Genomic DNA, 663 nt, shown 5'->3' on the forward strand with positions numbered 1-663 from the left:
GGCGACTCGCCCGGAAAGTCATAAATGGCGGCCGTTACCATCCTGCGACGAACTCCCTTTGGTTCTTCAAACCTTCGGGAGACTGTCCTGGCCAATGGTTCGGACAGTGGAATACCGGAAGATTTAAATCTCACTGCTTCTATTCTCCGACGCGATCTGATTGTCCTAGTGTGTATTAAAATATTAAGGAGTGATTCAGTTGGCACAGAAGAAACCTTCGATGGGAGGCCAGGGGCAGCCGATGGCCGGACAAAGCGCTTCGCCTTATAATCCTGGAAATCCGTATATGTATTATTATCCGAGTGCCCCTTATTCAAGTCAGGGGCAATCCGCATTCCCTTATCAACAAGGGGGCATGCAAGTTCCTCAAATGCCTCAAGGGCAATTTAAAGGCGGCATCAATCCGCCAAATATGCTTCCATCAGAGGAATCATACATTGAAAACATTTTAAGACTGAATGCAGGTAAACCTGCGACTGTTTACATGACTTTTGAAAATAACGATCAATGGAATGCCAAGGTTTTTAAAGGGGTCATCGAAGCAGCAGGGCGCGATCACATCATTCTAAGTGACCCGCAAACAGGAAAAAGATATCTTCTACTTATGGTTTATCTTGATTACATTACGTTTGACGAAGAGATTAATTACAACTACCCATTTAA

General features: G+C 44.6%; 1 protein-coding gene and 1 pseudogene. Both read left to right on the forward strand.

All coding sequences use genetic code 11. From position 1 onward, the window contains the following. Positions 1-179, forward strand: a pseudogene (locus tag LD39_RS22365) (cell wall hydrolase); the annotation flags it as partial. Between the two features lie 20 nt (positions 180-199). Continuing rightward, positions 200-663: spore coat protein GerQ (gene gerQ, locus LD39_RS20955; RefSeq protein WP_035553447.1), on the forward strand; the 464-nt coding region annotated here is incomplete at its 3' end.

Source organism: Halobacillus sp. BBL2006, assembly GCF_000786645.1.
Classification (GTDB): Bacteria; Bacillota; Bacilli; order Bacillales; family Halobacillaceae; genus Halobacillus.